Source organism: Microbacterium invictum (assembly GCF_014197265.1).
GTDB classification, from domain to species: Bacteria; Actinomycetota; Actinomycetes; order Actinomycetales; family Microbacteriaceae; genus Microbacterium; species Microbacterium invictum.
Genome location: NZ_JACIFH010000001.1, coordinates 662,078 through 680,361 on the forward strand (window position 1 = coordinate 662,078; position 18,284 = coordinate 680,361).

The window sequence follows — 18,284 nt, forward strand, 5'->3', positions numbered from 1 at the left end:
TTTCGTCATCGAATGGATGCCGGAGTCTCAGACCGCGTCGCCGACGACGACCGCGGTGGCCACCTCCGCGGCATCCGCCTCCGCCACGTCGATGCGCGCCAGCGTGCGGCGGCGGATCAGGATCGTGGCGGCGGCGATCAGGACGGACGCGGCGGCGAACACGAACGGGATGGCCGCGTTGAACCAGTGCCACAGGGCAGCGGCGATCGGCGGGGCCGCCGCACCGCCGAGGAAGCGGACCGCCGAGTAGGCAGAGCTCGCCACCGCGCGCGGCAGGTCGGTCGCCTCCATCACGGACTCGGTCAGGATCGTGTTCATGAGGCCGAGCAGCAGTCCGCCCACGATGATGCAGATGACCAGGGCGGGGGCATTGTTGACGAAGACGGCAGCGGCGAGCAGGTCCAGGGTGAGCAGCGGCAGGACCGCCAGCATCGCCGTGGTGCGCTTCATTCGGCGCAGCAGAACAGGCGCCACCCAGACGCTGGCGACCGCGAGGCCCACGCCCCAGCCGAAGAACGTCAGGCCGATGCCCATGGCGCCGAATCCGAGCGGGAACGGCGAGAACGCCAGGAGCACGAAGAATCCGATGTTGTAGAAGACGGCCGCGATGGCGAGCGTGGCCAGCGCCGGCTGACGCAGGGCCCGGATCGGCGCGGACAGCGGGATCGGCGTGCGGTTGGGGTCGTCGGTGCGCAGCAGCACGCTGACCGCGACGAGGGCGATCGCCATCAGCACGACGACACCGAAGAACGGTCCGCGCCAGCTCATCTCGCCCAGGATTCCGCCCAGCAGCGGACCGATGGCGATGCCCAGTCCGAGCGCCGCCTCGTACAGCACGATCGCCGTCGCGCTGCCTCCGCTGGCTGCGCCGACGATCGTGGCGAGCGCCGTGGAGATGAACAGCGCGTTGCCGAGGCCCCATCCCGCGCGGAACCCGATCACGGCGTCGACGCTGCCCGACAGTGCGCACAGCAGCGCGAAGACGAGGATCAGCCCGAGGCCGATCAGGAGCGTCTTCTTCGCACCGATGCGGCTGGAGACCCAACTGGTCACGAGCATCGCGAGCCCGGTGACGACGAGGTAGCTCGTGAACAGCAGCTCGGTCTCGACCGGTGTCGCCTCAAGGGACTCCGCGATCGCCGGCAGGATCGGGTCCACGAGTCCGATCCCCATGAACGCGACGACGCACGCGAAGGCCACCGCCCACACCTGCGCCGGCTGACGCCACACGCTGGGGGCCATGCCCGCCGTCACCCGGACGCTCGGGGCCGTGCCCGTGCTCATCTGATCTTCCTCTCCGGGGCCTCGACCCCGGTCTTTCGCGTGAGGATGTCGGCGGCGCTGTTGAGCGTCGCCCACTCCTGATCGGTCAGGTCGGCGAACCGCGGCGCCAGCGCGCTACGCAGTTCGTCATGCCACGCATCGAGTGCACTCAGCCCGGCGGGGGTGACGGTGAGAATGGCGACACGCGAGTCTGTGGCGTCGCTCGTGCGCTCGATGAGGCCCGCGTCGGCGAGCTGACCGGCCAGCCGCGTCATGCCGGGCTGGCTGATGCGGCTGAGCCGGGCGAGGTCGCCCACACGCTGCGGACCGTGATCGCGCAGCAGTGTCAGGCTGCGCCACTGCGCGGCGGGTGTCTCGGTGCGGGTATCGAGCGCCGCGACGCGGGTCAGGGCATGCGCGGCGATCATCAGCTGCAGCAGTTCTTCGCTTCGGGGCATCAGAAAAACATAATACTGCTATATAACGCGCAAATGTAAAGGTCCGGCAACGGTTGCCGACCCCACGTCCGAAGAGTTGACATCATCGCCGCGTGCACGCAAGATGGCGTTACCTGAATCAGATCTCAGGTTTGCTTCCAATGGTGAAAGGCATTCACATGCGAGTTACGAAGAAGTTGCTCTTGGGCTCCGTGGTCGCCACGGCCGCCCTCGTCCTGGCGGCGTGCGCGCCGGCGGCCGAGACGCCCGGTGGTGCTCCGGCCGGCGACGAGGGCCCCGCGGAGGTCACCGTCGGCGTCATCACGAGTGAGACCGGTCCGCTGGCCGGCTACGGTGCGCAGTACCTCGACGGCTTCCGCGCCGGCCTGGACTACGCCACCGACGGCACGAACGAGGTCGACGGCACGAAGATCACCATCGACTACCGCGACGACGCGGGCGACCCCGACACGGCCGTCACCATCGCGAAGGAGCTCATCGGCGACGGGGTGCAGATCCTCGCCGGCAGCGCCTCTTCGGGCGTCGCCCTCGCCGTGGCCGAGCAGGCCGGTCAGAATCAAGTGCTGTTCCTGTCGGGTCCCGCCGCGGCCGATGCGATCACCGGCATCAACGACTACACGTTCCGCACCGGCCGCCAGTCCGCGCAGGACGTGGCGACTTCGGGCACGTTCGTGGATGACATCGACGGCAAGAAGGTCACGGTGTTCGCGCAGAACAACGCGTTCGGGCAGGGCAACGAGGCGGCCGTCCAGGCGATCCTCGGTGCGAAGGGCGCCGAGGTCGACAGTGTGCTGGTCGCCGAGGACGTCACCGAGTTCACGACCTTCGCGCAGCAGGTGCTCGCAGGCTCGCCCGACCTCGTCTTCGTCGCGTGGGCCGGTGCCACCTCCGGTGCGATGTGGCAGGCGATGAGCCAGCAAGGCGTCCTCGACGAGATCCCCGTGGTGACCGGTCTCGGCGACGCGGTCACCTTCGGTGCGTATGGTGAGGCTTCGGAGCAGATCAGCTTCCTGAACCACTACTTCCCGGGCGCCCCCGACAACGACGTGAACGACGCGATGGTGGAGGCGGTCGAAGCCGCCGGTGGCACCCCCGACCTGTTCACGCCGGATGGATTCAATGCCGCGCTCATGCTGGTGCATGCCATCGAAGAGGGTGCAGGGGACGTGGATGCCATGGTCGCCGCGCTCGAGGGATACTCGTTCGACGGGCCGAAGGGCACGACGACCGTCCGCGCCGGTGACCACGCGCTCATCCAGGAGATGTACCAGGTGAAGCTCGTCGCCGACGGCGACTCGTTCATCCCCGAACTGGTCGCCACGGTCCCGGCCGACGAGGTCGCGCCGGCCGAAGCCGAGTAGGCGGGAGACTCGCACACGATGAGCAACTCAGCCCCGTCCGCGCTCGCGATCAAAGGCCTCGGCCTGCAGATCGGCGGCGCCACCATCCTGAAGGATGTCGACCTCGACATCGCGCCCGGCTCACTGGTCGGCGTGATCGGCCCCAACGGTGCCGGAAAGACCACGCTGTTCAACGTGGTCTCCGGCATCCTGCGGCCCACCGCCGGGAGCATCCTGATGAACGGAACGGACATCACCCGTTCGTCGGTGCCCCACCGGGCCCGGGCGGGGCTGGGTCGCACATTCCAGACGTCGAGTCTGTTCCCCAGGCTCAGCGTCCTCGAGAACGTCCGCCTCGCGGCGCAGGTCACCCTCGGCGGCAACTACTCGCTGTTGAAGTTCCCTCGCAGATCGGATGCCGCGACCGCGCTCGCGCTGGAGAAGCTGGTGCTCGTCGGGCTCGGCCACAAGCTCGAGACCCCCGCCGGCGACATCTCGCACGGTGACAAGCGCAAGCTCGAGATCGCCGTGCTGCTGGCCACCGACGCGTCCATCGTGCTGCTGGACGAGCCCATGGCCGGCGTGGCCTCCGGCGATGTGGCCGGCCTCGTCGAGAACATCCGCGACATGCAGCGCGTCAACAACTGCACGGTGCTCATGGTCGAACACCACATCGAGGTGCTCATGGGCCTGGTCGACAAGGTCGCGGTCATGTACGCCGGCTCCATCATCGCGTTCGACTCGCCCCAGAACATCATGGCCAACCCGCTCGTCCAGAGCGCCTACCTCGGGACAGCCGCATGACCGCCGCCCCCATCCTCACCGTCCGGCACCTCTCCGCGTCGATCGCCGGCCAGCAGGTCGTCGAGGACGTCACCTTCGACGTCCCCGCCACCGGCATCACCGCCGTCCTCGGCCGCAACGGCGTGGGCAAGACGTCCACGATCCGGGGGATCCTCGGCCTTATCCAGCGCCGCGGCGCCGTGACGCTCGCCGGTGAGCGCATCGACGGGCTGCCCACGCACAAGATCGTGCAGCGCGGGGTCGGCTACGTGCCCGAAGACCGCGAGGTCTTCGCGAAGCTCACCGTGGCGGAGAACCTGGCGATGGCCGAGCGCACGAAGAACCCGCGCCGCGAGTTCGTGGCCGCGCTCTTCCCCGATCTGGTGGCCCGGCGCGCCCAGATGGCCGGTACTCTCTCGGGCGGCCAGCAGCAGATGGTCTCGGTCGCCCGAGCCCTGCTCAACGACAACGCGATCCTGCTGGTCGACGAGCCCACGAAGGGACTCGCGCCGAAGATCGTCGGAGAGGTCGCGGAGGCGTTGGCCGAGGCATCGAAGCTCGTCCCCATCCTGCTCGTCGAGCAGAACCTCGAGGTCGTCCGCCAGCTCGCCGACGACGCGATCGTGATCGCGGGCGGACGCGTCGTCCATACCGGGAAGGCGACCGACATCCTCGATGACAACGCGCTGACCACACGGCTGCTCGGCGTGAGTGCGGAGGCGGTGGCATGAGCAGTCTCGTCCTGATCCTCCTCACCGGCATCGGTCTCGGTGCGCTCTACTTCCTGGTCGCCTCCGGCCTCAGCCTCATCTACGGCCTGATGCACGTGCTGAACTTCGCCCACGGGGCGTTCCTCACACTCAGCGCCTTCATCGGCTGGCAGGTCGCGCAGGCGCTCGGCACCGCATCGTGGGGCTCGTTCCTCGTGTCGATCCTCGTCGGCGCCGGGGTGGGCGCGGTGTTCGCCACACTCACCGAACTGGTGCTCATCCGGCCCCTGTACGAACGGCACATCGAGCAGGTGCTCGTCACCGTCGGACTCTCGTTCGCCGCCATCGCACTGTTCGAGGGCATCTGGGGAACGGACACGATCAACATCTCCGGTCCGCCGTGGCTGAGCGGCTACACCGAGGTCCTCGGCGCCCGTATCCCCAACACCTACTGGGTGCTGATGATCGCCGCCGGACTCGTGCTGGCCGCCCTCGTACTGTTCCTGCAGAAGACCCGCTACGGCATGATCATCCGAGCGGGCGTGGAGAACCGGTCGATGGTGACCGCCCTGGGCATCGACGTCCGCCGCAGCTTCACGCTCGTGTTCGCCATCGGTGGTGCGGCGGCCGGCATCGGCGGCGTGCTCGCGATGCACTACTCCACCTTCGTCTCCGCCCACCTGGGGTCGGGGCTGCTGATCTTCGCGTTCATCGTGACCGTCATCGGCGGGCTCGGATCGCTGACCGGCGCGGCGATCGCCTCGGTCCTGGTCGCGGTGCTGCAGCAGTTCGCGAACTTCTACCTGGAGGGCACCGGCGACTTCATCGTCGTCGCACTGCTCGCGGTCGTCCTGCTGGTGCGGCCCCGCGGTCTGATGGGAAGGGCAGCATGACCGTCACCACTGGAGTCCCCGCGCTCGTCCCCGGTCGTAAGGGCGCGTACCTGCCGTTCGCGGCCGGCGCGGTCCTCGTCATCGTCATGGCCGTACTGCCGCTGCTCAACATCCAGATCCCCGGCGTCCTGCCCGGCCCCACCTACACGCCGGGCACGCTCGCGCTGCTGTCGCTGTGCATGGTGTTCGCCGCCGTCGCGCTGTCGTACAACCTGCTGCTCGGCACCGCCGGCATGCTGTCCTTCGGGCACGCGCTGTACTTCGGGGCCGGTGCCTACGGCCTGGGCATCGGTCTCAAGTACCTCGGCGTGCCGCTGTTCCCGGGCGTGTTCATCGCGCTGATCGGCGGGCTGCTCATCGCGCTGATGACCGGTGCCGTTGCGATGCGCGTCGCCGGCATCCCGTTCGCCATGGTCACGCTCGCCTTCGCGCAGGCCGGCTCGGTGCTCGTGCGTCGCAACCAGCAGATCACCGGCGGCGAGGAGGGCATGCGCCTGCCGACCGACCAGGTGCCCGACTGGCTCGTCGGCGTCGTCAACACCCGCAACCTGTACTGGTTCACGCTGGTCGTGCTGGTCGTGGTGTACCTCGTCGTCCTGTGGGTCGATCGCTCGCGGCTCGGGCACCTCGCCGAAGCGACCCGTGAGAACGAACTGCGCGTCCGGGTGCTCGGGATGAGCCCGTACGCCGCCAAGCTCGTGGTGTTCCTCGTCGCGGCCGGGTGCGCGTCACTGTCGGGCATCGCCTACATGCTGCTCCAGTCCGGCACCCAGCCGAGCGCCGTGGGCGCCGATCTCACCATCACCGTCCTGGTCATGGTGGTCCTCGGTGGCGTCGGGTTCCGCTGGGGTGCCATCTTGGGTGGCGTGCTGTACACCATCCTCGACCAGCGGCTGACGGTCCTCGCCCGCTCCGAGTGGATCGCCGGGCTCCCGGACGTCTTGCGCATCCCGCTGTCTGAGCCGCTGTTCCTGCTGGGCGTACTGTTCATCCTCGTGGTCATGTTCCTGCCCGGCGGCATCGCCGGAACCGTGGACGCCGCGATCCGGCGTCGCCGTGGCGAGCGCACGCGCACGCAGCTGCGCCGGCTCGACGACGCGGAGGATGCCGGAGCGGGCGCACCCGAGCAGGCCGAGGTTCGGGTATGACCGGATTCGAGACGGCAGACGGGGCGCACACGATCGGTCGCTGGCTGCACGACCGGGCACTCCACGACGGTGACCGGCTTGCGATCGACGACCGCGGAGTGACGATCGACTACGCCGGGCTCGACCGCCGCGTGCAGGGTCTCGCGAACCGGCTCCGCGCCGCCGGCTACGGCCCGGGCGATCGCATCGCCACCGTCTCGGGCAACTCGATCGATCACGTCGTGGCGTTCTTCGCCTGCGCCCGCGCGGGCATCGCGCTCGTGCCGCTGTCGTGGCGACTCACCGCGCAGGAGCTGGCCGGCGTGATCGAGCGGACCCGTGCCGGCGCCGTGCTCATCGAGGACGAGTACGTGGGCCTCGCGGCCGACGCGCTGCGACGCATCGCGGACTGCCCTCCCACCGCGGCACTGGGGACGACCGGCGTGGAGGCGGCGGTGCCCGCCCGCCGCGGCGCACCCGCCCCGCAGCGCGGTGTGCGCGACGAGGATCCGCTGCTGGTGATCTTCACCTCGGGCAGCGAGGCCGAGCCCAAGGGCGTCGTGCTCACCCACGCGAACTGCTTCTGGAACAACCTGGCCCTCGCCGGCGCTGTGCCGCTGACCGCCGATGACGTCGTCCTGGCGATGCTGCCGCAGTTCCACATCGCGGCCTGGAACGTGCAGCCGCTGCTGGCGTGGTCTGTCGGGGCGACCGTCGTGCTCGAACGCTCGTTCCAGCCCCACCGCATCCTGCAGCTGATCGCAGAGCGCGGCGTGACGGCGATGATGGGCGTGCCCACGCAGTACCGCCTGCTCGCCGACGACCCGCACTTCTCGCCCGAGGCCGTCCGCACGCTGCGCGCCGCCGTCGTGGGCGGTGCGACCATGCCCGCCGAGCTGGCCCGTCAGTGGATGGATGCCGGTGTCCCGCTGTCACAGGGGTACGGTCTCACCGAGGCCGCACCCAACGTGCTGTCGCTGTCCGCGGACGAAGCCCTCCGGCATCCGGGAGCCGTCGGGCGCCCCTACCCCCACGTCGATGTCTGCGTCGTCGACCCGGCGTCGGAGTTGCCGCTCGAAGGCCCCGCGACCGGCGAACTGTGGGTGCGCGGGCCGAGTGTGTTCGCCGGATACCTCGACGACGCTGCGGCGACAGCGCGCGCCATGTCGGACGGATGGCTGCGCACCGGTGACATCGTGCACCGCGACTCCGACGGCGTGTTCACCGTCGTCGACCGCATGAAGGACATCTACATCTCCGGCGGCGAGAACGTCGCCCCCGCCGAAGTCGAGCGCGCCCTGTGCCGGCACCCGCTCATCGCCGAGGCGGCCGTGGTCGGCGTGCCCGATCCGGTGTGGGGCGAGCGCGGGGTCGCCTTCGTGGTGATCGCCCCCGACGCCGCTCTGGGCGAGGACGAGGTCGTCACCCATGCCCGTGCCGAGCTGGCCGGCTTCAAGGTCCCGGTGCGCGTCTGCGTCGTCGACGAGCTCCCGCGCTCGTCGATCGAGAAAGTCGCCCGCGCACGACTGCGCGAACGCGCCACCATGCTTGTGAAGGAGGACGCCCATGAGCTCCGTTGATCACGTCGACACGTACGAGCCGCCCGCCGTGCTGTCCACGAGCGGCAAGCCGCTCACCCATCGCGGAGAGGCGACTCGCCGCAAGCTCCTCGAAGCGGCCGAGTCCGTCTTCGCCGGCTACGGATACCACGAGGCCTCGATCGTCAAGATCACCGAGCACGCCGGCATCGGCCTCGGGACCTTCTATCTGTACTTCGACGGCAAGCAGCAGATCTTCGAAGAGCTCGTGGTCGATCTGAACCGTCGCGTGCGCCACTCGATGGCCGAGGCGATGGCCGGTGCCGCGAACCGCATCGAGGCCGAGCGCGCAGGCTTCGAGGGGTTCTTCCGCTTCACCGCCGCGCATCCGGCGCTGTACCGCGTCGTCCGCGAGGCCGAGTTCGTGTCGCCTGCCACGCTGCGGCTGCACTACACCCGCATCGTCGAAGGCTACGAGGCGGGCCTGCGCGCCGCCCAGGCCGGCGGCGACGTCGACGCGGCGCTCGACCCGGAAGTCACCGCCTGGGCACTGATGGGCGCCGGTGAACTCATCGGCATGCGCTACCTGCTGTGGGAGCGCGACGCCGACGGCAACCCGCCGGCGGTCATGCCCGATGCCGTCATCGACGAGATGATGCGCTTCATCCGCAATGCGCTGGCTGTGCGCGTGAACAAGGGAGCAGGCGATGCCTGAACAGGATCTGGCCGGCAAGCGGGCCCTCATCACCGGGGCCGGCAGCGGCATCGGCCTCGCCTGCGCGCGGGAGTTCTCCGGTCGCGGCGCGCACGTCATCGTCGCGGATGTGAACAGCGACGCCGCGGGGGCTGCGGCCGCCGAGGTCGGGGGAGAAGCGTGGGTCGTCGACCTGTCCGACACCGCAGAGCAGGAAGACCTCGAGCTCGACGTCGACATCCTCGTCAACAACGCCGGCATCCAGTCCGTGGCTCCCATCGACGAGTTCGACCCGGAACGATTCCGCTTCATGCACCGGCTGATGGTCGAGTCGCCCTTCCTGCTCATCCGCGCGTCGCTCCCGAAGATGTACGAGCGGGGCTGGGGCCGCATCATCAACGTCTCCAGCGCCCACGGGCTGCGGGCGAGCGCCTTCAAGGTGGCCTACGTGTCGGCCAAGCACGCGCTGGAGGGCATGTCGAAGGTGGCCGCGCTCGAGGGTGGGCCGCACGGCGTGACGAGTAACTGCATCAACCCCGCCTATGTGCGCACCCCCCTCGTCGAGAAGCAGATCGCCGACCAGGCGAAGATCCACGGCATCGGCCCCGATGAGGTGGTCGAGAAGATCATGCTGACAGAGTCGGCCATTCCGCGACTCGTCGAGGCCGAAGAGGTGGCCTCGCTCGCGGGCTGGCTGGCCTCGGCGCACTCGGCGATGGTCACGGGCGGCAGCTACACGATGGACGGCGGGTGGACGGCGCGATGATCGATCGATATCGCACGGTCGACGTCGCCGTGCCCGGGGGAGCGCTGCGTGTCGGCGTGTGGGACGGCCCGGAGACGGATGTCGCCGCGCCCACGGTCGTGCTCGTGCACGGCGTCACGGCCTCGCACCTCGCGTGGCAGCTCGTCGCCGATGCGCTGCCCGGCATGCGCGTGGTCGCGCCGGACCTGCGCGGTCGCGGTCGCAGCAACGACCTGACCGGGCACGCCGGTATGGCGCAGCACGCCGACGACCTCGCCGCAGTCTTCGCCGCGCTGGATATCGGTCCGACGGTCGTCGTGGGTCACTCCATGGGCGCGTTCGCATCGCTCGTGTTCGCGCACCGGCATCCACAGCTCGTGAGCAGGCTCCTCCTCGTCGACGGGGGGCTGCCCCTGGCCGCACCGGAGGGACTCAGCCCGGCGGCGCTGGTGGCCGCGATACTCGGCCCGACCGCGGCCCGCCTCGACATGCGGTTCGCCGGCGAAGCCGACTACCTCGACTTCTGGCGCGCGCATCCCGCATTCACCGCCGACTGGAGCGACGAGCTCGAGCGGTACCTGGCGTACGACCTCGTGCCTGCCGGCACCGGATACCGGCCGGCGACGAGCCTGCAGACCGTCGAGGAGGACACGGTCGATCTCAACGGCGGGACGGCGCTCCTGGGCGCCCTGGCGGCGATCGAGCAGCATTCGGTCGAGTTCGTCACGGTTCCCCGCGGGCTTCAGAACGAGGCGCCGGGACTCTACCCGCCCGCCCACCTCGAGACGCTGCTGGCGACCTACCCCTCCGTCAGCCACGAGCGGTGGGACGGGTTCAACCACTACACCGTCGTGATGGGCGCCGAGGGTGCCCAGCGTGTCGCGGCACTCATCGCCCGGCAGTTCACCGCTGTGGGCTGAGCCGCCGGCGCGCCGACGCGATGCGAGTGGTGAGCTGGTGGGCGTGCGCCAACAGCGTGCGACCGAGTGCCGGCAGGCGATCGGGACCGAATCGGAACTGCACGCCGGTGAGGCTCAGCGCCCACTCCGGCCGGCCCTGCTGGTCGAACACCGCCGCACCCATGCCCCAGCTGCCCTCGACGATGAGACCGGGGTTGACCGCATAGCCACGGTCACGCGTCTCCGCCAGGCGGGTGCGAAGCGCGCCCGCATCGTGGGCAGCTCCCCAGTTCGACGTGATCTCGGGATGCCGGTCGAGATAGGCGTCCACCTCGCCTCCGGGCAGGAACGACAGGATCGCGAGCCCCGCCGAGGCCACCCCCAGCGGAAAGCGCACGCCCTCGCTCAGCACGAAAGAACGGATGGGGAACGCACCCTCCTCCCGATAGAGGCAGACCGTCTCGTCGCCCCGGCGCACCGACAGGAAGGCACTCTCCTCGGTCTTGACGGCGAGCGACCGCACGATATCGCGCGCGAGCTGCGTGACGTCATAGCGCGCGGCGGCGACGGAGCCCATGAGGAACAGCTCGGGGCCGGGCAGCCAGCGCGCCGTACGGTCGTCCTGGTCTACGAGCCCCTCCGCGCGCAGGGCGGACAGCAGCCGGTGCGTCGTCGAGCGCGACAGGCCGGCGTCGCGGGCGAGCTCCTGCACGCCGCGGCCCTGTTCGCCCCCGGCCGTCACCAGTCGCAGCAGCGACGCGGCCCGCGCGATCGCCTGTGCGCCCGGCACGGACACGGTGGGGGATTCCATAATGTGGACACTAGGCGAACCCGTTCCCATATCGCAAGCGCGGGCTTGGCGTGGCCTCGGCGGTGGCCGAAGCTGGAAGCAGCGCAGGTCGGCGGCAGCGCCGGACCCGACACGAAGGAGTGCACGTGATCGACAAGACCTATCCATCGGCCGCCGACGCGGTCGCCGACATCCCGGACGGCGCGTCGCTGGCCGTCGGCGGTTTCGGGTTGTCGGGCAACCCGATCGCCCTCATCGAGGCGCTCCTGGCGCAGGGAACGAGCGACCTGTCGATCGTCTCGAACAACTGCGGTGTGGACGACTGGGGACTCGGCGTCCTGCTGAACGCCAAGCGGATCCGCAAGATGACGTCCTCCTACGTCGGCGAGAACAAGGAGTTCGAACGGCAGTTCCTCTCCGGCGAGCTCGAACTCGAGCTGACGCCGCAAGGGACGCTGGCCGAGAAGCTTCGCGCCGGCGGCTCGGGCATCGCGGCGTTCTACACGCAGACCGGTGTGGGAACGCAGGTCGCCGAGGGCGGGCTCCCGCGGCGGTACGACGGTGAGGGCGGCGTCGCCGTGGCATCCCCCGTCAAAGACGTGCGCACTTTCGACGTGCACGGTCAGGAGCGCGAGTTCGTCCTCGAAGAGGCCATCATCACCGACTTCGCCCTCGTGCACGCGCTCAAGGGCGACAGCCACGGAAACCTGGTCTTCAACAAGGCCGCGCGCAACTTCAACCCGCTCGCCGCCATGGCCGGACGGGTGTGCATCGCACAGGTCGAAGAGCTCGTCGCGCCCGGCGAGCTCGACCCCGATGAGATCCATCTGCCCGGCATCTACGTGCACCGCGTCGTCGAGGTGGGAACGGACATCGTCAAGCGCATCGAACGGCGCACGGTCTCGGTCGCGCAGGCGCTGAGCCGCGACATCCCCGAAGGAGCATGACATGGCACTGACCCGCAATGAGATGGCCGCCCGCGCGGCCGCAGAGCTGACCGATGGCTCGTACGTGAACCTCGGCATCGGCCTGCCCACCCTCGTCCCGAACTACGTGCCCGACGGCGTGACCGTCGTGCTGCAGTCCGAGAACGGCATCCTCGGGGTGGGCCCGTACCCCACCGAGGACGCCGTCGACCCCGACCTCATCAACGCCGGCAAGGAGACGGTCACGACGCTCCCGGGCACTTCCTTCTTCGACTCCGCGACGAGCTTCGGCATGATCCGCGGCGGCAAGATCGACGCGGCCATCCTCGGCGCGATGCAGGTCTCGCGGGGCGGCGACCTGGCCAACTGGATGATCCCCGGGAAGATGGTCAAGGGCCCGGGCGGCGCGATGGACCTGGTCCACGGCGCGGCGAAGCTGATCGTCCTGATGGAGCACGTCGCCAAGGACGGCACGCCCAAGATCGTCGACTCGTGCTCCCTGCCGCTCACCGGCAAGGGCGTCGTCGACCGCATCATCACCGACCTCGCCGTCATCGATGTGACCGATGACGGACTGGTGCTCGTCGAGACCGCGCCGGGCGTGAGCGTCGACGAGGTCATCGCGGCCACCGAACCCGAACTCATCGTCTCGCAGGATCTGAAGGTGCTCTCATGACCACGAACGACATCGTCATCGTCGCCGCCGCCCGCACGCCGCAGGGCCGGCTGAAGGGGCAGCTCGCAGCCCTGACCGCCCCCGAGCTGGGGGCGAAGGCCATCGCCGGCGCGCTCGAGCGCGGGGGAGTCCCCGCCGAGGCGGTGGATGCCGTGATCATGGGCCAGGTGCTTGCGGCCGGCTCGGGGCAGAACCCCGCCCGGCAGGCCGCCATCGGCGCCGGCATCGGATGGGATGTCCCCGCGTCGAGCGTCAACAAGGTGTGCCTGTCGGGCCTGACCGCCATCATCGACGCCACGCGCATGATCGCCACCGGCGACGCGACGGTGGTCGTCGCGGGCGGCATGGAGTCGATGACCCGCGCACCCCACCTGCTGATGGGTTCGCGCGACGGCTGGTCGTACGGCTCGGTTGAGGTGCTCGACCACATGGCCTATGACGGGCTCACCGACGCGTACGACCGCGAGAGCATGGGCACCTCCACCGAGCGGCTCAACCCGAAGTACGAAGTGACCCGCGACGACCAGGACCGCGTGGCGGCACTGTCGCATCAGCGCGCCGCCGCCGGTGCCGCCGCAGGCGTGTTCGACGCCGAGATCGTCGAGGTCGAGATTCCGCAGCGCCGCGGCGAGCCCGTGCGCGTGGCCGCCGACGAAGGCGTGCGTCCCGACACGACGGTCGAGACGCTCGGACGGCTGCGCCCGGCCTTCGCGCCCGACGGCTCGATCACCGCAGGCAATTCCTCGCAGATCTCCGATGGCGCCGCCGCGGTCGTGCTGACCACACGCGCGCATGCCGACGACCAGGGCTGGCAGATCCTGGCGGTGGTCGGCGCCGCCGGCCAGGTCGCGGGGCCCGACAACTCGCTGCACGCGCAGCCTGCCCGCGCCATCGAGCAGGCGATGCAGCGGCAGGGCATCACCGCGTCCGATCTCGACCTCGTCGAGATCAACGAGGCCTTCGGCGCCGTCGTTGCCCGCTCCCAGTCGGAGCTCGGCCTGTCGGAGGAGATCGTCAACCCGCACGGCGGCGGCATCGCGATCGGGCACCCGATCGGCGCCTCCGGCGCGCGTTTGGTGGTCCATGCGGTCCACGAACTGGTCCGCCGTGGCACCGGCACCGCCGCGGTGGGCCTGTGCGGTGGCGGCGGTCAGGGCGAAGCGCTCATCCTGACGCGCTGAGCATCCGGCCCGGCGCCGCGCTCAGGAGATGTTGCGCGCGGCGCGGGAGAGCTTGGGCTCCTTGCCCGAGACGGGGGAGTCCGGGGCCACGAACTCGCCGTGCCGGGCACGGCGGGTGTCGACGATGGCACCGATCGCGAGCGCGAGCGTGATGCCCCAGCTCAGCCACGCCAGCGCGACACGCCACGTGAACGGCTCGTCCTCGCGCATCGCCCGCAGCAGCGCGAGCCCCCCGGTGAGGGCGGAGACGATCCCGGTTCCGAACACGTAGTTGCGCATGCGTCCACGCTACCCGTGCACCGGACAAGACGCGAAGGCCCCGATAGATTGGGTGTGTGTCCAGACCCCCTGCCGCGGCCGATGTCGTCGTCGTGTCCAATCGCCTGCCCGTCGACCACTCCGATGACCCGGCGGAGCCCTGGCGGCGTTCGCCGGGCGGCCTGGTGGCCGCGCTCGAGCCGGTCATGCGCAGCACCGAGGGCGCCTGGGTGGGCTGGCCCGGGACGGCCGATCTCGAGGTCGCGCCGTTCGATTTCGACGGCATGCGCCTGGTGCCCGTCACCCTGACCGCCGAAGAGATCGAGCTGTACTACGAGGGCTTCTCGAACGACACGATCTGGCCGCTGTACCACGACGTCATCTCTCCGCCCGGCTACCACCGCGAATGGTGGGACGCCTACGTCCGGGTCAATCGCCGGTTCGCCGAGGCCGCCGCAGCCGTAGCGGCCGAGGGCGCGACGGTGTGGGTGCACGACTACCAGCTGCAGCTCGTCCCGCGCATGCTGCGTGAGCTGCGTGCCGATCTCGTGATCGGCTACTTCCACCACATTCCGTTTCCGGCATACGGGCTCTACTCGCAGCTGCCGTGGCGCCGCCAGGTCCTGGATGGGCTGCTCGGCGCGGATGTCATCGGCTTCCAGCGGGTGGCGGATGCCGGCAACTTCGCCCGCGCGGTCCGTCGGCAGTTCTCGTATGAGACACGCGCCGGGGCGATCACCGTTCCGACCGCCGACGGCGGTCGCCGGATCGCGATCGCCAAGGCCTACCCCATCTCGATCGACGTGTCCCTCTACGACGAGCTCGCCCGCCGGCCCGACATCCAGGCGCGTGCCAGGGAGATCCGCGAGGGTCTCGGCGACCGCAAGATCCTGCTCGGCGTCGACCGCCTCGACTACACGAAGGGCATCCGTCACCGGCTGAAGGCTTACGGCGAGCTGCTGGCCGAAGGCCGGCTCAATGTCGAGGACGTCACACTCGTGCAGGTGGCCAGCCCCAGCAGAGAGCGCGTCGGTGCGTACATGCAGCTGCGCGACGAGATCGAGCAGGCGGTGGGTCGGATCAACGGCGAGACCGACACCGTCGACTACTCCGCGGTGAGGTACCTGCATCACTCCTACCCGCGGGAGGAGATGGTCGCGCTCTACCTCGCCGCCGATGTCATGCTCGTGACGGCTCTGCGCGACGGCATGAACCTGGTGGCCAAGGAGTACGTCGCCAGTCGCGTGGGTGTCGACGGGGTGCTCGTGCTCAGCGAGTTCGCCGGCGCCGCCGACGAACTGACGCAGGCGATCAAAGTGAACCCGCATGACATCGACGGGCTCAAGGACGCCATCCTGGCGGCCGTCGAACTGTCTCCCAAAGACCAGACCCGGCGCATGCGGGCGCTGCGCCGTCGTGTCCGCGAGCATGACGTCGCCGACTGGTCTGAGCGGTTCATGCTCGATCTGGAGTATCTGCGGGGGCAGCGGGCGTGACAGATCCGCTGGCCGCCATCGCCAGGACTCCTCGGCTACTGGTCGCCCTCGACTTCGACGGCACACTGTCACCGCTGGTGGACGAGCCGATGACTGCGCGGATGGCGCCCGAAGCGCGCACGGCCGTCGCCGCGCTGCTCGCGACACCGGCCACCTCGGTCTCCTTCGTCTCGGGACGCACACTCGAGCACCTCCGCGTGATCGCCGAGCACGATGACACGTCGGCGGTGCTGCTGGCCGGATCGCACGGCGCGGAGTACTGGACGCCGCGGTCCGTTCGCGCGCCGAAGACCACCGGAACGGCCGATGCAGACGCACTCGCGCTGCGCGACGCGCTGCGTGCGGAAGCGGAGTCCGCGATCGCCGACATCGAGGGTGCGTGGGTCGAAGCCAAGGAGTTCGGCTTCGGGGTGCACTCCCGTCTGGTCGATCCCGCACAGGCGGACCAGGTGCACGGCCGCGTGGATCGACTCGTGGCCGCTCGCGCGCCCGGGTGGCGCCGGCGGGTCGGTCACAACATCACCGAGTTCTCGTTCCGTGCGGAGGGGAAGGACACCGCGGTACGACTTCTGCGTGAGGCGACAGAGGCCACCGGCGTGCTGTTCGCCGGCGACGATGTCACCGATGAGGACGCGATCGCCGCACTGGGCCCGGAGGACGTAGGCGTGAAGGTCGGCGCGGGGCCCACGGCCGCGCAGATCCGCGTCGACGACATCGCCGGACTCGCCGCCCTGCTGCTCAGCCTGGCGCACCTCCGCGACGCCGACCGGGAATAGACTGCGAGAATGTCTTCCCCCGACGAAACCATCGATATCAAGCCGCGCAGTCGCGTTGTCACCGACGGCATCGAAGCCACCACCTCCCGCGGGATGCTCCGCGGCGTGGGCATGGGCGACGAGGACTGGGACAAGCCCCAGATCGGGATCGCGTCGAGCTGGAACGAGATCACTCCCTGCAACCTGAGCCTGGACCGGCTCGCGCAGGGCGCGAAGGAGGGTGTGCACGCCGGGGGCGGCTACCCGCTGCAGTTCGGGACGATCTCCGTGTCGGACGGCATCTCGATGGGCCACGAGGGCATGCACTTCTCGCTCGTCTCACGCGAAGTCATCGCCGACTCGGTCGAGACGGTCATCATGGCCGAGCGGCTCGACGGCAGCGTGCTGCTCGCGGGGTGTGACAAGTCCATCCCCGGCATGCTCATGGCGTCTGCCCGCCTGGACCTGTCGAGCGTCTTCCTCTACGCCGGCTCGATCGCACCCGGCTGGGTCAAGCTCTCGGACGGCACCGAGAAGGAGATCACCATCGTCGACTCCTTCGAGGGTGTCGGCGCGTGCGTGGCGGGTCGGATGTCCGAAGAGGACCTCAAGCGCATCGAGTGCTCGTTCGCGCCCGGTGAGGGCGCCTGTGGTGGCATGTACACCGCCAACACGATGGCCTCGGTCGCCGAGGCGCTGGGCCTCAGCCTCCCGGGCTCTGCCGCACCGCCGTCGGCAGACCGCCGCCGCGACTACTTCGCGCACCGGTCGGGTGAGGCCGTCGTGAACCTGCTGCGTCAGGGCATCACGACCCGCGACATCCTCACGCCCGAGGCGTTCGAGAACGCGATCGCGCTCGCGATGGCGCTCGGCGGCTCGACCAACGTCGTGCTCCACCTGCTCGCGATCGCGCGCGAAGCCGACGTCGAGCTGAATCTGCACGACTTCAACCGCATCGGCGACAAGGTCCCGCATGTGGCCGACATGAAGCCGTTCGGCAAGTACGTCATGAACGACGTCGACCGTCACGGCGGCATCCCTGTGATCATGAAGGCGATGCTCGACGAGGGTCTCCTGCACGGAGACGCGCTCACGGTGACCGGCAAGACCCTCGCCGAGAACATGCGCGACCTCAATCCCGATCCCATCGACGGGAAGGTCATCCACCGGCTCGACGACCCGATCCATGCGACCGGCGGTCTGACGATCCTGCACGGCTCGATCGCGCCCGAAGGCGCGGTCGTGAAGTCGGCGGGCTTCGACGCCGACGTGTTCGAGGGCCCCGCCCGCGTGTTCGAGCGCGAGCGCGCGGCCATGGACGCGCTCGAGGCAGGCCGGATCGAGGCCGGCGATGTCGTCGTCATCCGCTACGAGGGTCCCAAGGGCGGACCGGGCATGCGCGAGATGCTCGCCATCACCGCGGCCATCAAGGGCGCGGGGCTCGGGAAAGATGTACTACTCTTGACGGACGGACGATTCTCAGGCGGCACAACCGGCCTGTGCATCGGCCACATAGCACCCGAAGCAGTGGACGCTGGTCCCATTGCCTTCGTGCGCGATGGTGATCTGATACGGGTCGATATCGCGGCTCGCACTCTCGACCTACTCGTCGACGACGCAGAGCTGAGCTCTCGCCGCGACGGCTGGGAGCCCCTTCCCCCGCGCTATACCCGTGGCGTTCTGGCCAAGTACTCCAAGCTCGTGCGCTCCGCTGCGGAGGGCGCGACGACGGGCTAGGCCCTCCGACACCCC

General features: G+C 69.6%; 19 protein-coding genes. 15 read left to right on the forward strand and 4 right to left on the reverse strand.

Features of this window, described 5'->3' with window-relative positions; translation table 11 throughout:
• Positions 1-27: 27 nt before the first annotated feature.
• A complete protein-coding gene (locus BKA10_RS03215; RefSeq protein WP_183498566.1) occupies positions 28-1,284 on the reverse strand; it encodes an MFS transporter in 1,257 nt (418 codons plus the stop codon).
• Positions 1,281-1,721, reverse strand: coding sequence for a MarR family winged helix-turn-helix transcriptional regulator (locus BKA10_RS03220; protein WP_183498567.1), 441 nt, complete (start codon positions 1,719-1,721; stop codon positions 1,281-1,283). Before BKA10_RS03220 ends, BKA10_RS03215 begins: the two co-directional genes overlap by 4 nt.
• A gap of 158 nt (positions 1,722-1,879) precedes the next feature.
• Between BKA10_RS03220 and BKA10_RS03225 the strand changes: the two genes are divergently transcribed.
• Genes BKA10_RS03225 through BKA10_RS03265 form a run of 9 tightly spaced genes read left to right on the forward strand, consistent with a single transcriptional unit; the run spans position 1,880 to position 10,471 of the window.
• A complete protein-coding gene (locus BKA10_RS03225; protein WP_183498568.1) occupies positions 1,880-3,082 on the forward strand; it encodes a substrate-binding domain-containing protein in 1,203 nt (400 codons plus the stop codon).
• 18 nt (positions 3,083-3,100) lie between these two features.
• Complete coding sequence (locus BKA10_RS03230; protein ID WP_183498569.1) at positions 3,101-3,865, forward strand: ABC transporter ATP-binding protein; 765 nt, start codon at positions 3,101-3,103, stop codon at positions 3,863-3,865.
• Positions 3,862-4,575, forward strand: a complete 714-nt coding sequence (locus BKA10_RS03235) for an ABC transporter ATP-binding protein (protein WP_183498570.1) — start codon at positions 3,862-3,864, stop codon at positions 4,573-4,575. Before BKA10_RS03230 ends, BKA10_RS03235 begins: the two co-directional genes overlap by 4 nt.
• On the forward strand, positions 4,572-5,447 hold the full coding sequence (locus BKA10_RS03240; protein ID WP_183498571.1) for a branched-chain amino acid ABC transporter permease: 876 nt from the start codon (positions 4,572-4,574) through the stop codon (positions 5,445-5,447). The genes BKA10_RS03235 and BKA10_RS03240 overlap by 4 nt, the downstream gene beginning before the upstream one ends.
• The gene (locus tag BKA10_RS03245) at positions 5,444-6,595 is read left to right on the forward strand and encodes a branched-chain amino acid ABC transporter permease (protein WP_183498572.1); all 1,152 of its coding nucleotides are present in this window, start codon (positions 5,444-5,446) and stop codon (positions 6,593-6,595) included. The genes BKA10_RS03240 and BKA10_RS03245 overlap by 4 nt, the downstream gene beginning before the upstream one ends.
• Positions 6,592-8,154: a class I adenylate-forming enzyme family protein gene (locus tag BKA10_RS03250; protein WP_183498573.1), complete on the forward strand. Its 1,563-nt coding sequence runs from the start codon at positions 6,592-6,594 to the stop codon at positions 8,152-8,154. Before BKA10_RS03245 ends, BKA10_RS03250 begins: the two co-directional genes overlap by 4 nt.
• Positions 8,141-8,827 carry a TetR/AcrR family transcriptional regulator gene (locus BKA10_RS03255; protein WP_183498574.1) on the forward strand — a complete coding sequence of 229 codons (687 nt, stop codon included), beginning with the start codon at positions 8,141-8,143 and terminating at the stop codon, positions 8,825-8,827. The genes BKA10_RS03250 and BKA10_RS03255 overlap by 14 nt, the downstream gene beginning before the upstream one ends.
• Positions 8,820-9,572 (forward strand): 3-hydroxybutyrate dehydrogenase, encoded by a 753-nt coding sequence (locus BKA10_RS03260; protein ID WP_183498575.1) that lies wholly within the window; start codon positions 8,820-8,822, stop codon positions 9,570-9,572. The genes BKA10_RS03255 and BKA10_RS03260 overlap by 8 nt, the downstream gene beginning before the upstream one ends.
• On the forward strand, positions 9,569-10,471 hold the full coding sequence (locus tag BKA10_RS03265; protein WP_183498576.1) for an alpha/beta fold hydrolase: 903 nt from the start codon (positions 9,569-9,571) through the stop codon (positions 10,469-10,471). The genes BKA10_RS03260 and BKA10_RS03265 overlap by 4 nt, the downstream gene beginning before the upstream one ends.
• Here the strand turns inward: BKA10_RS03265 and BKA10_RS03270 are convergent.
• Complete coding sequence (locus BKA10_RS03270; protein WP_183498577.1) at positions 10,455-11,261, reverse strand: IclR family transcriptional regulator; 807 nt, start codon at positions 11,259-11,261, stop codon at positions 10,455-10,457. The two genes, BKA10_RS03265 and BKA10_RS03270, sit on opposite strands and share 17 nt — an antisense overlap.
• A 125-nt stretch (positions 11,262-11,386) precedes the next feature.
• On the opposite strand from BKA10_RS03270, the gene BKA10_RS03275 reads away from it, so the two are divergent.
• From BKA10_RS03275 to BKA10_RS03285, 3 genes are read left to right on the forward strand one after another with little or no spacing between them, the layout of a single operon-like run.
• Positions 11,387-12,187, forward strand: coding sequence for a CoA transferase subunit A (locus BKA10_RS03275; protein ID WP_183498578.1), 801 nt, complete (start codon positions 11,387-11,389; stop codon positions 12,185-12,187).
• Position 12,188: 1 nt separating this feature from the next.
• Positions 12,189-12,842, forward strand: coding sequence for a CoA transferase subunit B (locus BKA10_RS03280; protein WP_183498579.1), 654 nt, complete (start codon positions 12,189-12,191; stop codon positions 12,840-12,842).
• Positions 12,839-14,023 carry an acetyl-CoA C-acetyltransferase gene (locus tag BKA10_RS03285; RefSeq protein WP_183498580.1) on the forward strand — a complete coding sequence of 395 codons (1,185 nt, stop codon included), beginning with the start codon at positions 12,839-12,841 and terminating at the stop codon, positions 14,021-14,023. Before BKA10_RS03280 ends, BKA10_RS03285 begins: the two co-directional genes overlap by 4 nt.
• A 21-nt stretch (positions 14,024-14,044) precedes the next feature.
• On the opposite strand, the gene BKA10_RS03290 is transcribed toward BKA10_RS03285, so the two are convergent.
• Complete coding sequence (locus tag BKA10_RS03290; RefSeq protein WP_183498581.1) at positions 14,045-14,302, reverse strand: hypothetical protein; 258 nt, start codon at positions 14,300-14,302, stop codon at positions 14,045-14,047.
• Positions 14,303-14,358: 56 nt separating this feature from the next.
• Between BKA10_RS03290 and BKA10_RS03295 the strand changes: the two genes are divergently transcribed.
• From BKA10_RS03295 to ilvD, 3 genes are read left to right on the forward strand one after another with little or no spacing between them, the layout of a single operon-like run.
• Complete coding sequence (locus BKA10_RS03295; RefSeq protein WP_248199023.1) at positions 14,359-15,777, forward strand: alpha,alpha-trehalose-phosphate synthase (UDP-forming); 1,419 nt, start codon at positions 14,359-14,361, stop codon at positions 15,775-15,777.
• The gene (gene otsB / locus BKA10_RS03300; protein WP_183498582.1) at positions 15,774-16,553 is read left to right on the forward strand and encodes a trehalose-phosphatase; all 780 of its coding nucleotides are present in this window, start codon (positions 15,774-15,776) and stop codon (positions 16,551-16,553) included. Before BKA10_RS03295 ends, otsB begins: the two co-directional genes overlap by 4 nt.
• A gap of 9 nt (positions 16,554-16,562) precedes the next feature.
• On the forward strand, positions 16,563-18,269 hold the full coding sequence (gene ilvD, locus BKA10_RS03305) for a dihydroxy-acid dehydratase (RefSeq protein WP_183498583.1): 1,707 nt from the start codon (positions 16,563-16,565) through the stop codon (positions 18,267-18,269).
• Positions 18,270-18,284 lie beyond the last annotated feature (15 nt).